The organism is Mesorhizobium sp. LNHC221B00, assembly GCF_000502935.1.
Lineage (GTDB): Bacteria > Pseudomonadota > Alphaproteobacteria > Rhizobiales > Rhizobiaceae > Mesorhizobium > Mesorhizobium opportunistum.
The window spans coordinates 437,871-453,671 of sequence record NZ_AYWR01000001.1; the positions used below are offsets into that span (position 1 = coordinate 437,871).

The 15,801-nt window shown below is 64.1% G+C and carries 22 protein-coding genes; 16 read left to right on the plus strand and 6 right to left on the minus strand.

Translation table 11 applies throughout. The features are described from left to right. Window positions 1-21: 21 nt before the first annotated feature. The 3 genes from X741_RS164155 (at window position 22) to X741_RS164145 (ending at window position 2,265) form a co-directional block, all read left to right on the plus strand. Complete coding sequence (locus X741_RS164155; protein WP_023776046.1) at window positions 22-1,116, plus strand: hypothetical protein; 1,095 nt, start codon at window positions 22-24, stop codon at window positions 1,114-1,116. A gap of 135 nt (window positions 1,117-1,251) precedes the next feature. Next, window positions 1,252-1,863, plus strand: coding sequence for a nucleoside triphosphate hydrolase (locus tag X741_RS164150; RefSeq protein ID WP_023776047.1), 612 nt, complete (start codon window positions 1,252-1,254; stop codon window positions 1,861-1,863). Window positions 1,864-1,956: 93 nt separating this feature from the next. Continuing rightward, entirely contained in the window at window positions 1,957-2,265 is a 309-nt protein-coding gene (locus X741_RS164145; protein ID WP_023776048.1) for a hypothetical protein, read from the plus strand. A gap of 24 nt (window positions 2,266-2,289) precedes the next feature. On the opposite strand, the gene X741_RS164140 is transcribed toward X741_RS164145, so the two are convergent. From X741_RS164140 to X741_RS164130, 3 genes are all read right to left on the minus strand, one after another. Further along, window positions 2,290-2,994 (minus strand): glutathione S-transferase N-terminal domain-containing protein, encoded by a 705-nt coding sequence (locus tag X741_RS164140; protein ID WP_023776049.1) that lies wholly within the window; start codon window positions 2,992-2,994, stop codon window positions 2,290-2,292. Window positions 2,995-3,215: 221 nt separating this feature from the next. Beyond that, window positions 3,216-4,424 (minus strand): beta-ketoacyl-[acyl-carrier-protein] synthase family protein, encoded by a 1,209-nt coding sequence (locus X741_RS164135; protein WP_023776050.1) that lies wholly within the window; start codon window positions 4,422-4,424, stop codon window positions 3,216-3,218. A gap of 4 nt (window positions 4,425-4,428) precedes the next feature. After that, a complete protein-coding gene (locus X741_RS164130) occupies window positions 4,429-4,683 on the minus strand; it encodes an acyl carrier protein (RefSeq protein WP_013891779.1) in 255 nt (84 codons plus the stop codon). Between the two features lie 259 nt (window positions 4,684-4,942). Between X741_RS164130 and X741_RS164125 the strand changes: the two genes are divergently transcribed. From X741_RS164125 to X741_RS164105, 5 genes are read left to right on the plus strand one after another with little or no spacing between them, the layout of a single operon-like run. Then, window positions 4,943-5,728 (plus strand): urease accessory protein UreD, encoded by a 786-nt coding sequence (locus X741_RS164125; RefSeq protein WP_224689673.1) that lies wholly within the window; start codon window positions 4,943-4,945, stop codon window positions 5,726-5,728. A 28-nt stretch (window positions 5,729-5,756) separates the two neighbouring features. Beyond that, window positions 5,757-6,059, plus strand: a complete 303-nt coding sequence (locus X741_RS164120) for an urease subunit gamma (protein WP_013891781.1) — start codon at window positions 5,757-5,759, stop codon at window positions 6,057-6,059. 10 nt (window positions 6,060-6,069) lie between these two features. Beyond that, entirely contained in the window at window positions 6,070-6,324 is a 255-nt protein-coding gene (locus tag X741_RS164115) for a DUF1272 domain-containing protein (protein WP_023776051.1), read from the plus strand. A gap of 33 nt (window positions 6,325-6,357) precedes the next feature. Next, on the plus strand, window positions 6,358-6,945 hold the full coding sequence (locus X741_RS164110; protein WP_023776052.1) for a HupE/UreJ family protein: 588 nt from the start codon (window positions 6,358-6,360) through the stop codon (window positions 6,943-6,945). Between the two features lie 6 nt (window positions 6,946-6,951). Beyond that, entirely contained in the window at window positions 6,952-7,257 is a 306-nt protein-coding gene (locus X741_RS164105) for an urease subunit beta (protein ID WP_023776053.1), read from the plus strand. Between the two features lie 95 nt (window positions 7,258-7,352). Here the strand turns inward: X741_RS164105 and X741_RS164100 are convergent, their stop codons facing one another. Further along, a complete protein-coding gene (locus X741_RS164100) occupies window positions 7,353-7,847 on the minus strand; it encodes a hypothetical protein (RefSeq protein ID WP_023776054.1) in 495 nt (164 codons plus the stop codon). A gap of 114 nt (window positions 7,848-7,961) precedes the next feature. Then, window positions 7,962-8,336 carry a hypothetical protein gene (locus X741_RS164095; RefSeq protein WP_023765527.1) on the minus strand — a complete coding sequence of 125 codons (375 nt, stop codon included), beginning with the start codon at window positions 8,334-8,336 and terminating at the stop codon, window positions 7,962-7,964. A 166-nt stretch (window positions 8,337-8,502) separates the two neighbouring features. Between X741_RS164095 and ureC the strand changes: the two genes are divergently transcribed. From ureC to X741_RS164055, 8 genes are all read left to right on the plus strand, one after another. Beyond that, the gene (gene ureC / locus X741_RS164090; protein WP_023776055.1) at window positions 8,503-10,218 is read left to right on the plus strand and encodes an urease subunit alpha; all 1,716 of its coding nucleotides are present in this window, start codon (window positions 8,503-8,505) and stop codon (window positions 10,216-10,218) included. 202 nt (window positions 10,219-10,420) lie between these two features. Beyond that, window positions 10,421-10,909 carry a DUF29 domain-containing protein gene (locus X741_RS164085; RefSeq protein WP_023776056.1) on the plus strand — a complete coding sequence of 163 codons (489 nt, stop codon included), beginning with the start codon at window positions 10,421-10,423 and terminating at the stop codon, window positions 10,907-10,909. 50 nt (window positions 10,910-10,959) lie between these two features. Beyond that, window positions 10,960-11,553, plus strand: coding sequence for a hypothetical protein (locus tag X741_RS164080; protein WP_023776057.1), 594 nt, complete (start codon window positions 10,960-10,962; stop codon window positions 11,551-11,553). Between the two features lie 184 nt (window positions 11,554-11,737). Further along, window positions 11,738-12,352, plus strand: a complete 615-nt coding sequence (ureE, locus tag X741_RS164075; RefSeq protein WP_023776058.1) for an urease accessory protein UreE — start codon at window positions 11,738-11,740, stop codon at window positions 12,350-12,352. Then, entirely contained in the window at window positions 12,345-13,016 is a 672-nt protein-coding gene (locus tag X741_RS164070; protein WP_023776059.1) for an urease accessory protein UreF, read from the plus strand. The genes ureE and X741_RS164070 overlap by 8 nt, the downstream gene beginning before the upstream one ends. Continuing rightward, the gene (locus X741_RS164065) at window positions 13,013-13,453 is read left to right on the plus strand and encodes a DUF3995 domain-containing protein (RefSeq protein WP_023776060.1); all 441 of its coding nucleotides are present in this window, start codon (window positions 13,013-13,015) and stop codon (window positions 13,451-13,453) included. The genes X741_RS164070 and X741_RS164065 overlap by 4 nt, the downstream gene beginning before the upstream one ends. After that, window positions 13,450-14,091, plus strand: coding sequence for an urease accessory protein UreG (gene ureG / locus X741_RS164060; protein ID WP_013891794.1), 642 nt, complete (start codon window positions 13,450-13,452; stop codon window positions 14,089-14,091). The genes X741_RS164065 and ureG overlap by 4 nt, the downstream gene beginning before the upstream one ends. Window positions 14,092-14,177: 86 nt before the next feature. Further along, window positions 14,178-14,945, plus strand: coding sequence for a class II aldolase and adducin N-terminal domain-containing protein (locus X741_RS164055; RefSeq protein WP_023776061.1), 768 nt, complete (start codon window positions 14,178-14,180; stop codon window positions 14,943-14,945). Between the two features lie 12 nt (window positions 14,946-14,957). Here the strand turns inward: X741_RS164055 and X741_RS164050 are convergent, their stop codons facing one another. Next, a complete protein-coding gene (locus X741_RS164050) occupies window positions 14,958-15,590 on the minus strand; it encodes an HAD family phosphatase (RefSeq protein ID WP_023776062.1) in 633 nt (210 codons plus the stop codon). Window positions 15,591-15,801 lie beyond the last annotated feature (211 nt).

Below are 15,801 nucleotides of genomic sequence, written 5' to 3' on the forward strand. Positions count from 1 at the left end.
TCAGAATCGGGTGAGAGCGCAATGGACATCAGCACGATCAAGGCCAGGGGCATTTCGGTTTCGCTCGATCTCACCGTCGGCCACATCGCCGACATGACCGTCGACGGCGACGGACGCCGGTTGAAGCCTCTGCATCGCGCGCCTTGGGTCGACGCGGGCGAGACCTTGCCGAAAGATCTGCCGCAAGGCACCGTTAGGCTCTCCGGCGATTTCCTCTGCGCGCCGTTTTCGCGCAGCGATGTCGAGGACGCTCCGCTGCATGGCTGGCCGGCCAACAGCGCCTGGGACATCACCGAAAGCAGCGCCACGGACGGTGGCTGGCGCGCCGTTTTCCGGCTGCGCCACAAGGTCATGGGCGCCAGCGTCGACAAGATCCTCACCCTCATCGACGGCCATCCCTTCCTCTACCAGGAGCACGTGTTTTCCGGCGGCCAAGGCGCGATTTCCGTCGCCCATCACCCGATGACGGCGATGAAGGGCGGCGGCAGGCTGGCGTTTTCGCCGAAGCGCTTTGCCGCGACGCCGGCCGACCCGCTGGAGCCCGATCCCGCACGCGGCCGCTTCATGCTCGCCTATCCGGCGCGGTCGGCCGACCTCGGCCATTTTCCTGCCGCCGCCGGAGGCACACGCGACCTGACGGACTACCGCATGGACGATCGGCGCGAGGATTTCGTCACCCTGGTCGAGGCCGACCATGGCGGGCCGGGCTGGACGGCGCTGGCCCGCAAGGCCGAGGGCGACCTGGTGCTGGTGTTGAAGAACCCGGCCGAACTGCCTGTTACCATGCTGTGGCTCAGCAATGGCGGCCGCGACTACGCGCCGTGGAGCGGCCGCCACCTGGGCGTGCTCGGCATCGAGGATGGGCGCGCCGCCGTCGGCCACGCCGCCTCGATCGGCGACAACTGGCTGAAGCGCGAGGGCGTGGCGACCGCCTTTGCGCTCGGCGACAGCTTCTCGTTTCGCCATGTCATCGGCGCCATGCCGCTGCCGGGTGGCGAACCGCCGCAGGAGGTTGCCACGACGGATGGCCGCATGCGGCTGTCGGCCGGCGGCTCGACATGGGACGTGCCGTTCGACAGCGATTTCCTGCGCATCGGCCAGCCTGCCGCGGCATAGGCACGAGATCGCGCAATGGCGGATTTGAAATTTCCGTCGACTGCCGCCAAGATGGGGGCGAAATTGTCCTGCATCATCAGGGCCGACCATCTGGGCCGACCATCTGGGCCGACCATCTGGGCAAGTGAGGCTCCCATGTCCGAAATCGCGCACCTCGCCGCCACCATCTTCAAGCGCGCCGGCAAGGCAAAGCGCTTCATCGTCGCCATTGCGGGACCACCGGGAGCAGGCAAGTCGACATTGTCGGCGAGGCTGCATGACCTTTTGCCCGAAGGAGCCGTGGAAGTCGTGCCGATGGACGGCTTCCATTATGACGACATCGTGCTCAACGCGCGCGGCCTGCGCGCGCGCAAGGGCGCGCCGGAAACCTTCGACTTCGCCGGTTTCGAAACCCTGCTGAAGCGCATTCGGGCCGGCGAGGCCGATATCGCGATTCCCGTCTTCGACCGCGGCTTGGAGCTGTCGCGCGCTGCTGCCGCGATCGTCGGCACCGAGACCAAGTTCATCCTGGTCGAAGGCAATTACCTGCTGCTCGACGAGGAGCCGTGGTCGCGGCTGGCGCCGCTGTTCGATTATTCGATTTTCGTCGACGTGCCGCGCAACGAACTCGAGCGCCGCCTGATGGAGCGCTGGCACGAGCATGGCCGTTCCGACGCCGAGGCGCGCGCCTGGATCGCCTCCAACGACATGCCGAACATCGAACGCGTGCTGGCACGGCGTCGGGCGGCCGACCTGGTCATTGGTTAACCTGCTTAATTTTCGGTATTCTTTGACGGGAACCTTAAGAGTTTCGCGCCGTTATGCCTCAGAACCAGTTTGTGTGGCGTGAGGGATTTTTGCATGGCAACCAAGGCTAGAAAACCCGCAAAGACGAAACCCGCGAAGGCAACGCAAGCGAAAGCCGGTGCTGGCGCCGCGGTAGCCGAACGCTCAAAAGACGCCAAAGGCGCTTTCGGCAAGGCGGCACCTAGAAAAGTGGTCCCGGCCGCCAAGACGGCCAGCCCGCGCAAAGCGGCGCCGAACAAAGCCGGTGCCGTTCGAACCGCGGCGAATGTCGCCGCAGGTGCGGTGGTTGCAACCGCCCGCGGCGCCGCCTCGCTTGCCGCCTCCGTGATCGGCAGGGGCAGTTCGAAGGCGAAAGCGAAGTAGCAGGCAGCAGGGGGGCAGTCCGCCTCAGGCCTTTGCCGGAATGGTAAGGCCCTTTTGAACCGCCGGCCGTGTCAGGCCGCGCTCCAGCCATGCCGCCACATTGCCAAAATCATCGAAACCGACGAGGTCGCGGGCTTCATAGAAGCCGATCAGGTTTCGCACCCAGCCGAGCAGCGAGATGTCGGCGATGGTGTAGTCGTTGGCCATGATCCATTTGCGGCCCTTCAGCCTGGCGTCGAGCACACCGAGGAGCCGCCGCGATTCGTCGCGATAGCGCTCCAGCGGGCGCTTGTCGGCGATCTCGCGGCCGGCGAATTTGTGGAAGAAACCGACCTGGCCGAACATCGGACCGACCGAAGCCATCTGGAAGAACACCCACTGGATCGTCTCGTAGCGGCGCGCGGCGTCCACGGGCATGAGCAGGCCGGTCTTGTCGGCGAGATAGAGCAGGATGGCGCCGGATTCAAACAGGCCGATCGGCTTGCCGTCCGGGCCGTTGGGATCGATGATCGCCGGTATCTTGCCGTTGGGGTTGAGCGCCAGGAATTCCGGGGTCCAGCTTTCGTTCTGGCCGATATTGATCCAATGCGGTTCGTAGGGCAGGCCGATCTCTTCCAGGGCGATCGATATCTTCACTCCATTCGGCGTCGTTGCCGAATAGAGCTGGATCTGGTCCGGGTGCTTGGCCGGCCAGCGCGCGGTGATTGGAAAGGCGGACAGGTCGGCCATGGTGAACTCCTGAAAGGGGATGCGCAAAAGCGCGGTGCTGGCGGGTCCGCAAAGAATTAGGCGCGCAGCCGGGTGTGATCAATATGGCGGCGACGGTTTCGCCATGAGCGACCGTCAACCGGACCGGACGGAGCGCCACCGCCGTGGCATCGGAATCACCGGCAGGTCGTGACCGCAGGGATGCGGTGGTGACCGCAGGGATGCGGTGGTGACCGCAGCGATCAAACAGCCTTGAAGGCCAGCACCGCGTTGGTGCCGCCGAAGGCAAAGCCGTTGCTGATCGCGACGCGCACCTTGCGTTCGCGGGCCACATTCGGCGTCACGTCGAGGTCGCAATCGGGATCGGCCTCGCGGAAATTCGCCGTCGGCGGCACGACGCCTTCGCGGATCGCCATGACGCAGGCGATCATCTCCAGTCCGCCAGAGGCGCCCAGGCAATGGGCGTGCATCGACTTGGTCGAGGAGACCGACAGCTTGTAGGCGTGCTCGCCGAAGACGCGCTTGATGGCGGTGGTCTCGATCTGGTCGTTGGCCTTGGTGCCGGTGCCATGGGCGTTGAGATAGTCGATGTCCTCGGGATTGAGCCCGGCATCGGCCAGGCAGAAGCGCATCGCGGCTTCCGGGCCCTCGATGGTCGGCGCGACGATGTCGGACGCATCGGCCGACAGGCCGGCGCCGGCGATTTCGGCGAGGATGGTGGCGCCGCGCGCCGTCGCATGTTCATAGCTTTCCAGGACAGCCATGCCGGCGCCTTCGCCCAGCACCAGCCCCTGGCGATCGGCCGAGAACGGCCGGCACGTGTCGGGCGACAGCACGCGCAATGCCTCCCAGCCCTTCAGCACGCCCCAGACCAGCGGCGCATCGGTGCCGCCGGCAACCATGACGTCGGCGCGGCCGAGCCTGATCTGGTCGACCGCCGAGGCGATGGCGTGGTTGGCCGACGAGCAGGCCGAAGTGACGCCGAACACAGGCCCACGCAGGCCAAGGTGCATGCTGACCTGGCCGGCGGCGGCACCCGGCATGACCCGGGGCACGGTGAAGATGCCGGCGCGATTCTTGCCCTCGACCAGGATGGCGCGATAGTTCTCCTCGACCGTTTCGAACCCGCAGACGCCGACGCCGACAATGGTTCCCATGCGATAGGTATTGTCGGCGTGGGGGGCCAATCCGGACTGTTGCAGGGCTTCGCGCGCCGCGATCACCGCCAGCAGGCTGAAACGGTCCATCGACACCAGTTGCTTGCGCTCGATGCCGTGATCGGGCAGCGCCTTGACCTCGCAGCCCGTCCTGACCTTCAGGTCGTGCAGGGAATGATTTTCGATCGGGCCTATAGCCGAGCGGCCGGCGCGCATCTCGCCCCAGATTGCCGGCGCATTGGTGCCGAGCCCGCATATGCCGCCAAGGCCGGTGATGACGACGCGTTTCAGCATTCGGTCAGGCTTTTTTCGCGATCAGCGCGCGAACGGCCTCGACCATGTCGCCAACGTTCTTCAGATTGCTCCAGGCATCGACCGTGTTCATCTCGATCTCGATGCCATACTGCTCCTCGAGATCGAAGATGATCTCCGTCAGTTCCAGCGAATGGATGCCGAGCGCCGTCAATTCGGTGGCGGTGGTGATTTCCTCACCGCCCGGCTCGGCATGGGCCTTGATCTTTTCGATGATTTCCGTTGCCAGTTGGTCGGCCATTCGGTTTCTTCCCCACTTTTTCGTTTCCCGACGCCAACTGAACAGCGCCTTTTTGTCCTCGATATCAGGCCGCGATTGTCGCCTTCTACCCCCGCCAGGCATCGCATGACCGCACCAAGGTGGCTCCCTCTATAGAAACGGAAACGCCATCAAGCAACAAGCTATATATCGACAAAACCGCCGCAGTGCTTAACCTGGCGGCGTGGACACGATCGAATATACGAAGTTTTCAGGCCAACCGGCCCAGCGCGCCGCTGGCCTGGCCCAGCTTGGCTGCGCCAGCATCGATGGCCGCACGCGGCTGCGCCGCCTCTATCAGGACGGCTCCGCCAAGATAAGGCTGCCGGCGGTTTCGGCCGGACCGCTGGAAGCGGTGCTGATCAATACCGCCGGCGGGCTGACCGGCGGCGACCGCCTCGGATGGGACGTGGATGTCGGCGCAAATGCCAGCGCTGCGATAACCACCCAGGCCTGCGAGAAGGTCTATCGCGCCGCGTCCGACCGCGCCGAGGTGTCGATCAAGCTGACCGTCGGCGAAAACGGCCGTATTGCGTGGCTGCCCCAGGAAACCATCGTCTTCGACCGGGCGGCCTTTGCCAGGACATTGGATGTCGAACTTGCCGCCGGCGCCGAGGCGCTGCTGGTGGAGGCGACCGTCTTTGGCCGCCTGGCAATGGGCGAACGTGCCGCGCAGGGCAATTTCCATGACCGCTGGCGCGTCCGTGGCAATGGGTCCCTCATCCATGCCGAGGATTTCCGCATCGGACCCGACATCGCCGCGATCCTTGGCCGTCCGGCTGTCGCCGGCGGCGCGATCGCGGTGGCAACGCTGCTGCTGGTGTCGCCACGGGCAGAGGCGCTGCTCGATCCGGTCCGGGAGATCATCGGCGACCAGGGTGGCGCCAGCGTCTGGAGCGTAGGGACATCTGGCAAGCTTCTTGCGAGGCTTTACGCCGAGGACGGCTACCAGTTGCGCCAGCGGCTGGTTCCGCTCGTCGGATTGCTCAATGGAGAGGCGGGACTGCCCAAATTATGGTCACTGTGATTCTGTTCGCATCATTTCAGGCAAACGCATGAACCTGACGCCAAGGGAAAAGGACAAGCTGCTGATCGCCATGGCGGCAATCGTGGCACGCAAGCGGCTGGAGCGCGGTGTCAGGCTCAACCATCCGGAAGCGATCGCGCTGATCACCGACTTCGTCGTCGAAGGCGCCCGCGACGGCCGCCCGGTCGCCGAGCTGATGGAGGCGGGCGCCCATGTCGTCAGCCGCGCCCAGGTCATGGAAGGCATCGCCGAGATGATCCATGACGTGCAGGTGGAGGCGACCTTCCCCGACGGCACGAAACTGGTGACCGTGCACGAACCCATCAGGTGAGGAGACCGGAATGCTGGATCTGCGTCCAAACTGCGAATGCTGCGACAAGGACCTGCCGCCGGAGGCGACGGACGCGTTGATCTGCACATTCGAGTGCACCTTCTGCGCCGACTGCGCGGAAGGCGTGCTGGGTGGCGTCTGCCCGAACTGCGGCGGCAATTTTTCGGCCCGGCCGATCCGTCCCGCCGCGATGCTGAAGAAATACCCGGCTTCGACCAAGCGCGTCCTCAAGGCCGAGGGCTGCGGCCCGAGCAAGGCCGCGTGACCCTTTCGCCACCGCAAATGAAAGGCAAGTAGAATGATCCCTGCCAAACGCCTGTGCCTCTCGGCGATCCTGCTCCTGGCCGCCGCCATGCCGGCCTATGCCCATGTCGGCATCGGCACGACATCCTCCTTCACGGCCGGCTTCATGCATCCGCTCTCCGGCCTTGACCACATGACGGTGATGGTCGCGGTCGGACTATGGGCGGCCCTCAAGGGCGGCAAGGCGATCTGGGCCTGGCCGGCAGCTTTTGCCTGCGTCATGCTGGTGGGCGGCGCACTCGGCATGCTGCACATGCCGCTGCCTTTCGTCGAGCCGGGCATATTGGCGTCGGTCGTGGCGCTTGGGCTGCTGGTGGCGCTGGCGACCGATCTCCCGGTGTCCACGGGTGCCGCCATCCTCGCCCTGTTCGCGCTGTTTCATGGCCATGCCCATGGCACCGAAGTGCCGGAGAATGCCGGCGGGCTTGAATACATGGCCGGCTTTGCCGTCGCCACCGTGCTGCTCCATGCCACCGGCATTGCCGCCGGCCTCAGCCTCGGCCAGAGGTTTCGCGGCCTGGCCCGCATCGCGGGCGCGGCCTGCGCGGCGATCGGCGTCGGCCTTGCCTTCGGCGTGGTGTGAGGTCCAATGATCCCCGGCGAAATCATCCCCGCACCAGGCGACATCGAACTCAACAAGGGCTTGGCGACCATCACCCTGAAAGTCGCCAACAGCGGCGACCGGCCAGTCCAGGTCGGCAGCCACTATCATTTCTTCGAAACCAATGAAGGGCTGAAGTTCGACCGCGAACGGGCACGCGGCATGCGCCTCGACATCGCCGCCGGCACCGCCATGCGCTTCGAACCGGGCCAGGAACGCGACGTCACGCTGGTGCCACTCGGCGGCAAGCGCGAGGTCTATGGATTCCAGCAGAAGGTGATGGGCAAGCTGTGAGATCGGTGGGATCTCATGCGTGGGGCGCCAAGACGGCGACAGGCTTTGGGGCAAGCGCACTAGCACACGGTGCTTTCAGCCCAGCCGGGCGATTTTCAGCCAGGCGGTTTGGCGGCCGCATAGATGACGATCTTTCCGGGATCGTCGAACTCGACGGCAAGGACGTCCTCGGCCAGCACGCGCCGCGAATCGATGGCATTGAAGAGCAAGGCGTTGGCCTCGATTTCCTTGCGCAGCTCCGCCACATCGTCCTGATGCTGCCGAACCTTGTTCTCGATGACCGGCGGCGGGCCGCCTTCGCTGCGTGCCGCATCGGTGAGGAAGACGATGTCGACCTTGTCGAGCTTGGACGTCTTGCGCACGGTGCTGATGTTTTCACGCGTGCGGTCGATCGCCGAACTGACTTTTCCAATTTCCGCGGTGGCCTTAGCCTCTTCCTGATTGACCTGCGATCCGACGATCCTGTCGACGGTCTCCGGACTTTCGAGGCCCTGCGCGTTCAACACGGCCTGGGGGATGCTTGCCGCGAGAAAAGCCGCCGCCGCAAAGGCATGCGGCCATCTGGCATCGGGCAGTATCGTGACGGTCATCGCTCGCTTTCGTGGTTCGTTCCAACCTCTGGGAAACGAAACGCTTCCAGCCTTGCCACGGTTCCCTTCACGATGCGCCCGGCGGACCGGATGCCGGCCCGCCAGGCCGGATCGTCAGCTGGCTTTCTTGGTGATCAGGGTCAGCGCGCCATTGGGCTCCATGCTGGCCGCGACCACTTGCGCGGAGGTCATTCCCTTGGCCTCCAGCGCGGATTTGACCTTGGGCGTGGCATCGATCGAGCTGCGCAGTTTCTTCAGGCCGTCATCGCCGCGCTGGGCGATCACCTGGTTGACCTGCGTCTGGGTGTCCTTCGGCAGCTCGGTGATGTCGACGATGTTGACGCTCTGGATCGCCGGCGCGGCCTGCTGACCGCCAGGAGCGGGCGCTGCCGGCGCCTGGGCGGGCTGTTGCGCGGGTTGCTGCTGGGCACTGGCGGCGCCAGCCAGCATGAGGGTGGCGGCGGCTGCAAGAACTATCGCTTTGCGCATGGATCTTCCTTCCATCGATTTGGCAAACGGTCGTTTTGGGGTGACCCCCCCAAACCTCAACCGCCAAATGGGATCAGAAGGTGTCGCCCAGCGGGTCATTGCATGACCATTGGATGGCGACAATGTGCAAGCCGGCTTCAACCGCACCGCAATTCGGGAGCAATCGCTGATGGCTAGAATCACCCGTGCCGCCTATGCGCAGATGTATGGCCCGACGGTCGGCGACCGGGTGCGGCTTGCCGACACCGAACTCTTCATCGAGGTCGAGAAGGATTTCACCATCCATGGCGAGGAGGTGAAATTCGGCGGCGGCAAGGTCATCCGCGACGGCATGGGCCAGAGCCAGGTTTCCCGCGCCCAGGGCGCGGTCGACACGGTCGTCACCAACGCGCTGGTGATCGACGCCAGCGCCGGCATCTTCAAGGCCGATATCGGCCTCCGGGACGGCCGCATTGCCGCGATCGGCAAGGCCGGCAATCCAGACACGCAAGATGGGGTCACCATCATCATTGGCCCCGGCACCGAAATCATCGCCGGCGAGGGCAAGATCCTGACCGCCGGCGGCTTCGACGCGCATATCCATTTCATCTGCCCGCAGCAGATCGAGGAAGCGCTGATGTCAGGCATCACCACGATGCTCGGCGGCGGCACCGGCCCCGCGCACGGCACGCTGGCGACCACCTGCACGCCGGGACCCTGGCACATGGCCCGCATGATCCAGTCCTTCGACGCCTTTCCGATGAATATCGGCCTGTCGGGCAAGGGCAACGCCTCGCTGCCGGCGGCATTGGAAGAAATGGTGCTGGGCGGCGCCTGCTCGCTGAAGCTGCACGAGGACTGGGGCACGACGCCGGCGGCCATCGACTGCTGCCTGTCGGTGGCCGACGATCATGACGTACAGGTGATGATCCACACCGACACGCTGAACGAATCCGGCTTTGTCGAAAACACCGTGGCTGCGATCAAGGGACGCACCATCCACGCCTTCCACACCGAAGGTGCGGGCGGCGGCCACGCACCCGATATCATCAAGGTCTGCGGCCTGCCCAACGTCATCCCGTCCTCGACCAATCCGACGCGGCCCTACACGGTCAACACGCTGGCCGAGCATCTCGACATGCTGATGGTCTGCCATCATCTGTCGCCGTCGATCCCCGAGGACATCGCCTTTGCCGAAAGCCGCATCCGCAAGGAGACGATCGCCGCCGAGGACATCTTGCACGACATCGGCGCCTTCTCGATCATCTCGTCCGACAGCCAGGCCATGGGCCGCGTCGGCGAGGTGGCGATCCGCACCTGGCAGACGGCGGACAAGATGAAGCGCCAGCGCGGTTCGCTGCCGCAGGAGACCGGCAACAACGACAATTTCCGCGTCCGCCGCTACATCGCCAAATACACGATCAACCCGGCCATCGCGCATGGCCTGTCGAAGGAGATCGGCTCGATCGCGGTCGGCAAACGCGCCGACCTGGTGCTGTGGAACCCGGCCTTCTTCGGGGTGAAGCCGGATATGGTGCTGATCGGCGGCATGATTGCCGCCGCCCCGATGGGCGACCCCAACGCCTCGATCCCGACGCCGCAGCCGATGCATTACCGGCCGATGTTCGGCGCCTATGGCAAGGCCAGGACCAACTCGTCGGTGACCTTCGTTTCCAAGGCAGCGCTCGAGTCGGGGCTGCATGGCCGGCTTGGCGTCGACAAGCAGATGGTCGCGGTCGAAAACACCCGTGGCGGCATCGGCAAGCATTCGATGGTGCTCAACGACGCCACGCCGCATGTCGAGGTCGACCCAGAAACCTATGAGGTCCGCGCCGATGGTGAATTGCTCACCTGCGAGCCGGCAACGGTGCTGCCGATGGCGCAGCGGTATTTTCTGTTTTGATGCCTCCCCAGGTCGTGACTGGTTCATGAATTCGGTTAGATGCGTCTGACTGAAGATGCGCGCATTGCGTCAATCGCTAGCGCAAAAACCGTACACGGTTGGTCAACCTCGACGCCGACAAAGTTTTCGCTGGATCGCCTTATCGCCCCTATCCTTTGCTTCCAACTTGGAAATTCGGGGCCATTGGAGCAATATAGGCTGCATGAACAAGATTTTTCGCAAACAGCAATTGACGCCCTACGAGGCGGACTATGCTCAGTGGTGCGCCGAGCAAGGCGCGCTGTTGCGCGAAGGTCGTCTGTCCGATCTTGATCGCGAGAATCTTGCCGAGGAGATCGAGAGCTTGGGGCGGAGCGACAAAAGGGAAATTGCGAGCAGGCTTGGCACCTTGATCCTGCATTTGCTCAAATGGGAGTTTCAGCCCGAGCAGCGCAAAACCGGATGGCTGCTCACAATCCGTGAACAGCGACATCGGATTGAAAATCTGCTCGATGAAAGTCCGAGCCTGAAAGCGTATCCGGCGCAGATGCTCGGACGAGAGTTCAAGATAGCGAGGTTAAAGGCGCTGGACGAAACCGGCTTGAGCGATCGCGATTTTCCTGTTGATTGCCCATTTACAATCAGGGAAATTCTGGACCATGGCTATTTTCCAGGCACGCCGTGGGCTTCGAATAAACTTATTCGCGAGTAGCCGCGAAGTGGCCCGTCGCATCCCGTCGTGAGCATTGTTATTATCCGCCGATGGCCACCGAAATAGCCTCTCCCCACGACATCTTCCCGCATATCCGCATCGTCATGGGCATGGTGATCGGGCTTGGCGTCGCCCGCCTGCTGTCGGGCGTGGCGCGCATCGTCCAGCATCCGGGCCAATACCGGCTTTATCCCGTGCATCTGGCCTGGGTCGCTTCGGTGCTGTTGATGCTGGTGCATTTCTGGTGGTGGGAGTTCGGCCTTTACGCCATCGAAACATGGACCTTCGGCAAATACCTGTTCATCATCTTCTACGCGATCACGCTGTTCCTGCTGTGCGCGCTGCTGTTTCCAGATTCGATGCTGGACTACACCAGCTACGAGGATTTCTTCTATTCGCGCCGCGCCTGGTTTTTCGGCCTGCTGGCGGCGACATATCTGCTCGATGTGATCGATACGCTGCTGAAAGGGCCGGAGCATTTCGCCCGCTTCGGCAACGAGTATCTGTTCCGCACGCCGGTCTTCGTCGCGTTGTGCATCGCCGCGATCCTGGTGCGCGACCGCCGCTTTCACATCGCCTTTGTCACGGCAGCGCTGATCTATCAGATATCGTTCATCCTGCGGCTCTTCGACACGATCGTATGACCAGGGCGCATGGTCTAGAGTCCAGAGAAAGGCAGGGTCCAACCATGTACAAGGCCGTCGGATCGCGAGGCTGGGCCCGCGCCGGAAAATTTCCGATCGAGTCCGGGCGCGTCAACGCGTATTTCGACCGTGTTCTGGCGCGCCCTGCGCTCGTCCGGGCACAGGCTAATGGAGGCTCGATGAAATGAAGCTCAATCTCAACACCGACTTCACGAAATTCCCGCGCGCCGTCTCGGTGCTGACCGCCGGCAATGCCGGAACCGGCGCGCCATCGGGCCGTGCGGTTCTGGCCCATGACGAACGGCATCTGCGCCGCCGCGCCATCGAACTTGCCGACGGCAGCAAGGTGCTGGTCGACCTGCCCGAGCCTGTCGCTCTCAACGATGGCGACCGGCTGGTGCTGGAGGATGGCGGCCATATCGAGATCATCGCGGCGCCGGAGGACGTCTATGACATCCGAGCCCGCGACGCCGTGCATCTGACCGAGCTTGCCTGGCATATCGGCAACCGTCACCTCGCGGCGGGCATCGAGGCGGACCGCATCGTCATCCTTCGCGATCATGTCATCAAGGCGATGCTGGAGGGGCTCGGCGCCACGGTGCGCGAGGTCTCCGAGCCGTTCAAGCCGGTGCGCGGCGCCTATTCAGCCCATGGTGGTGCCCATCGTCATGATCACGGCCATCATCACGCGGAGGCGCATGCTCACAGCCACTCGGAGGCGCATTCGCACGCACACGGCGAACAGCGTTCCCATTCGCACAGCCATGCCCACGACCATCACCACCACGACCATGACTGACCAGCCCTCCAACATCGCCCTGCTGCGGCTGATGGCGTGGTTGTCGCCGGCCTTTCCGGTCGGTGGCTTTGCCTACAGCCACGGTCTGGAGCGCGCGGTGCATGGCGGGCTGGTGGCCGATGCCGCAAGCCTCGCCGGATGGCTGGAAACGCTGGTCGAGATGGGCTCGGGCTGGAACGATGCCGTGCTGTTCGCCGAGGCCTGGCGCCGCGCCCGCAACGCCGGCGATCTCGTCGAAGTGGCCGCGCTCGCCGAGGCGCTCGCCGGTTCGCGCGAACGCCACACCGAGACCATGCTGCAAGGTGCCGCCTTCATCAAGGCCGCATCGGCCTGGCGAAATCCCGTGCTGGAGCGCTTGCCGGCGGAATGCGCCTATTGCGTCGCTGTCGGGACCATCGCCGGCGGCAATGGCATTGCGCTGCGGGACGCGTTGTCCGCCTTCCTGCAAGCCTTCTTCTCCAACCTTGTCCAGGCGGCGATCAGGCTGGGTGTCGTCGGCCAGTCGGAAGCAACAGTGCTGCTTGCCGGCTTCGAGCCGCTAGCCCTGGCAACCGCTGCCCGCGCCGCCAGTTCCTCGCTCGACGATCTCGGCGGCTGCGCCTTCGTCTCCGATGTCATGGCGATGAAACACGAAACCCAATATTCGCGGCTGTTCCGCTCATGATCGCCCTCGCCTTCATCCTCTCATTCGTCCTGCTGCTGATCACGGCGCTGCATGTCTATTGGGGCATTGGCGGCATCTGGCCGGGCAGGGATGCCAGGTCATGCGCGCATGCCGTCGTCGGTTTTCGCGGCGTCGATGAAATGCCGACGCCATCCGCCAGTTTCGCCGTTGCCGCCTGTCTCGCCCTGGCAACGTTGTGGCCTCTGGCGCTGATCGGCTTTTTCGCATCGCCGTTCCCGAGGGAAGGCCTCGCCGCCACCGCGCTGCTCATCGGACTGGTGTTTCTCGGGCGCGGCATTGCCGGCTTCACACCCTGGTGGCGCCGGCTGACCCCAGAGCAGCCCTTCGCGCGGCTCGATACCAGCTATTATTCGCCGCTGTGCCTGTTGATCGGGCTCGGCTTCGCAGTCCTTGCCATCACGGAGTTCCCGACATGACCCAAGCCAACGGTCCCCTTCGCATCGGTATTGGCGGCCCCGTCGGCTCGGGCAAGACGACGCTCACCGAAAAACTCTGCAAGGCGCTGCGCGATGAATTCTCCATCGCCGTCGTCACCAACGACATCTACACCAGGGAAGACGCCATGATGCTGGCGCGGCTGCAGGCGCTGCCGGAGGACCGCATCGTCGGTGTGGAAACTGGCGGCTGCCCGCACACCGCCATCCGCGAGGATGCCTCGATCAATCTGCAGGCGATCGCCGAGCTCAACCGGAAGTTCCCCGATCTCGACATCATCTTCATCGAATCCGGCGGCGACAACCTTGCCGCCACCTTCTCGCCGGACCTTGCCGACCTGACACTCTACGTCATCTCGGTCTGCCAGGGCGAAGAAATCCCGCGGAAAGGCGGACCGGCGATCACCCGCTCGGACTTCCTGATCATCAACAAGAGCGACCTGGCGCCCTATGTGAACGTCAACCTCGACGTGATGGAGAGCGACGCCGGCCGCATGCGTGGCAAGCGCCCGTTCGGCTTCACCGACCTGTCGCGCGGCAAAGGGCTGCAGGAGGTTATCGACTTCATCGTCGAGCATGGCGGCTTGCGGGCCGGCATTGCCGCCAGCACGGCGGCCTGACCAGCAGCCGCCTCTTCTGCACCAACCGAAACCCGTTGCGGGCGGACGTGGGTCGCGGCATTCTTTGCAAAACCGGAGGATTTTCGATGAGCATCGCCCGCCTGCAGAAGGAAACGCTGACCAACCTGCCCTTCTACGAGGAGCGCGTCGATCTCGCCTGCGCCTTCCGCTGGACGGCACGGCTCAACATGCATGAGGCGGTGGCCAACCATTTCTCGCTAGCGGTCAACGAGGACGGCACGCAATTCCTGATGAACCCCAACCAGGTGCATTTCTCGCGCATCAAGGCGAGCGACCTGTTGATGATCGACGCCAACGATCCCGACACGCTTACGGGGCCGAACGCGCCCGACCCGACCGCCTGGGGACTGCACGGCGCCATCCATCGCAATGTCCGCCACGCGCGCTGCGTCATGCATGTCCATTCGATCCACGCCACGGTGCTGGCCTCGCTCGCCGATTCCCGCCTGCCGCCGATCGACCAGAATTCGGCGATGTTCTTCAACCGCCATGTCGTCGACGCCCATTATGGCGGGCTGGCCTTCGAGGAAGAGGGCGAACGCTGCTCGCAGCTTCTGACCGGCCCCAAGGTCAAGGTGATGGTGATGGGCAATCACGGCGTGCTGGTCATCGGCGATACCGTCGCGGACGCCTTCAACCGCATGTTCTATTTCGAGCGCGCCGCCGAAACCTACATCAAGGCACTTTGGACCGGCCGGCCGCTGCGCACGCTGTCCGACGCGATCGCCGAGAAGACGGCCAGCGAAATGGACGACTATCCCGGCCAGGCCGAGCGCCATCTCAGCGAACTGAAGGCGATCCTCGACGAGCAGGAACCGGTCTACCGGAACTGAGTTTCTGAGAACTCAGAGCCCAAGCTCTCCGCGCAACTCTTCGGTGCTGTTGATGACGACGGCGCCGGGCGGTCCTTCCATCGGCTTCTCCGGCCAGAAGATCGTCTTCATGCCCGCCGCCAGTCCCGCCAGAGCGCCCGGCCAGCTGTCGTCGATCGCCACGGCGTGCGCGGGATCGACATCGGCCAGATAGGCGGCGCGCAGGAAGGGTTCGGCGTGCGGCTTGCCTTCGCGCACGTCGTTGCGGCTGATCGTCTTCATGCCCGGATAGGTCAGCCCGACCATGCGCAGATTGGCATCGACGATCATCCGGTCCGAATTCGACACCACGGCTTGCGCCACGCCCTTTGACCGCAATTCGTTGAAAACCTCGATCGCGCCGGGGCGCGGCTGCAAGCTTTCGACCAGCGGCAGATAGTGCTCGTATTTGTGGACGATCCATTCGTCGAAGGGCAGGTCCAGGCCGAACTCGTCGCGCATCATCTCGTAGACCGGCCAGGCGGCAACCCCGAGCACCCGCTCATGCAAATTATCAGGCGGTATCAGACCGGCATTGCGCATCGCCGCCACGAGGGCTGCCTCATGCAGTGGTTCGCTGTCGACCAGCGTGCCATCCATGTCCCAGAAAACCGCTTTCGGTGTCATGCAGCGCTCCTTTTTTCGATCCCTTAAAGGGTTTGCGCCGGGAGATAAACCTTCGAGGCGGCAGAACGCGGCTCCGGCCGGCAACCGACGCCGCGTTGCTTCTCCGACCAGACATTGGTGGATGCAAAATCCGGGTTGGACAGACGCAGGCATTTGCCCTTTCGATTGGCAATTGCACAGTAGGCAGTTCCCTGCGAAACTAGGCATGGAC